Annotated in this window: 1 protein-coding gene; it reads left to right on the top strand. The window is 70.1% G+C overall.

The genetic code is table 11. The annotated features are described in order from the left end of the window. Positions 1–195: 195 nt before the first annotated feature. Positions 196–1740, top strand: a complete 1545-nt coding sequence (locus EUA94_RS22320; protein ID WP_165357105.1) for a hypothetical protein — start codon at positions 196–198, stop codon at positions 1738–1740. Positions 1741–1829: the final 89 nt, after the last annotated feature.

The following is a 1829-nucleotide window of genomic DNA, read 5'->3' as shown; positions in this document are numbered from 1 at the left end:
CCACCGGCCCCACTCAGCAATCGGGAAGCAGGCACCCATCACCAGGTTGGACAACCTGGCTGGGCATCACACCTAGACCCACACGGGGGCAGCACCGGCTCGATGACGATGGCGCTCGCGAACGGCGAAAAGTCGTGGCCCACGTAGCGTCCACAGGCCTTCCGGGTGTCGGTGGGGGTCGGTAGGCTCGAACGCATGTTCGATGACCTGTCAGACCTCGATAAGGCCGGCCTCCTGGCCCGGTCGTCCGAGGCCGTGCAGGCACGTCGACTCGCAGAGGTCGACGACCTCGAGGTGCTCGCCCAATGGGCGGCCATCCACTCCAACGACCCGACCCAAGGTCCCGACAGCGCCACGGCACGCCGCCTCGGCAACGTGCTGGTCCAGGTCGGCGGCGACGGCACGCCCGGAGTGCAGGACTTCTGCCTCGGCGAGATCGCGCTGGCCCGCGGCACCGGAGTGATGGCATCTCGTCACGCACTCGCCGACGTCCTCGACCTGCAGCACCGGTTGCCGCTGACCTGGGCCGTGACCCGACGCGGCGAGTGCGAGGCGTGGGTCGCCCGGCGCGTCGCCAGGCTCTCCCGCCACCTGCCGGTCGACACGGTCGACGTCGTGGACTCCGCGGTCTCCCGGATGATCGCCACCGAGGCGGCGGGGCGGGTCCTGACGGTCGCCGAGGCCAAGGTCATCGAGGCCGACCCCGAGCTGCACGACAAGCGGTGCGAGGTCGAGCGCCAGCGCCGCTACATCGGCCTCGGCCGGACCGATGAGTACGGACTACGCACCCTCATCGCCCGACTCGAGGCCGGCGACGCGGTCGCCGTCGACGCCATCGTGCACCGGGTCGGCGAGATCATCGCGCCCCGCCACCCCGACACCAGCCCCGACGAGCTCCGCGCCCTCGCGTTCGGGTGGCTCGCCCGTCCCGCCGAGCTCTTGGCACTCCTCGTGGAACACCTCACTCCCGAGCCCGAACCCGAGCCGGACCTCGACCTCGACCTCGACCTCGACGAGCCGGACCTCGACGAGCCGGACCCCGAACCCGGCCAGTCGCGAGCCATCGCGTTCCCCGCCGACCTCCTCGACGCGCTCCGCGAGATCGACCTCAGCCCGCTCGCGGCGAAGGTCGTGCTGCACGTCCACCTCCACGAAGCCGCCCTCGGCAAGACCAACAGCGACACCGGCGGCGTGCAAGGGGTGGCCCGGGTCGAAGGGTTCGGACCCGTCACGCTCTCCCGCCTCGCCGACCTCCTCCGCGGCTCAGTCATCAAGATCCAGCCCGTCAAGGACCTCTCCGACCGCGTCCGCTACACCGCCTACGAGCACCCCGAGTCACTCCGCGACCAGGTCCACCTCGTCACCGGCGGCGACTACTGGCCCTACGCCACCTCCACCAGCCGCACCGTCGACCTCGACCACCCCACCCCCTACAAGCACAGCGGGCACGGCGACGAGGGCCGAGAACCCACGCCGGAACAGACCGGCTCCCACAACTCCGGCCCCCTCGGCCGACGACACCACCGCTGGAAAACCCACGCGGGCTACCGATCGCGCCAGTGCGGCGAAGGACGCTACGTCTGGCTCACCCCCCGCGGCCTCAGCTTCCTCGTCGACCACACCGGCACCCACCGCATCCACCCCGAGAAAGCACGAATGATCCTCGAAGCACCCCTCGGAGTGGACATCTACCCGGCCTGGGACTGTTTCAGTAACGGTGTTTCCGGCGGTTTCCATTAGTAGGTCTCTGCCGCCGGCCAGCGGTCGGCGAAGGTGATCGCGAACGCGTTGAGCGCTGGCTTCCACCTCATGGTCCATCGTGCCCGTCC

Source organism: Nocardioides zhouii, from assembly GCF_004137345.1.
Lineage (GTDB): Bacteria > Actinomycetota > Actinomycetes > Propionibacteriales > Nocardioidaceae > Nocardioides > Nocardioides zhouii.
The sequence above is the reverse complement of the archived record's forward strand: the minus strand, read 5'-3'. Positions and strand labels throughout refer to the sequence as shown.

What these genes read in the sequence shown, in the direction of transcription:
- EUA94_RS22320 (WP_165357105.1), top strand. Translation starts at nt 196, where the DNA reads ATGTTCGATGACCTGTCAGACCTCGATAAGGCCGGCCTCCTGGCCCGG.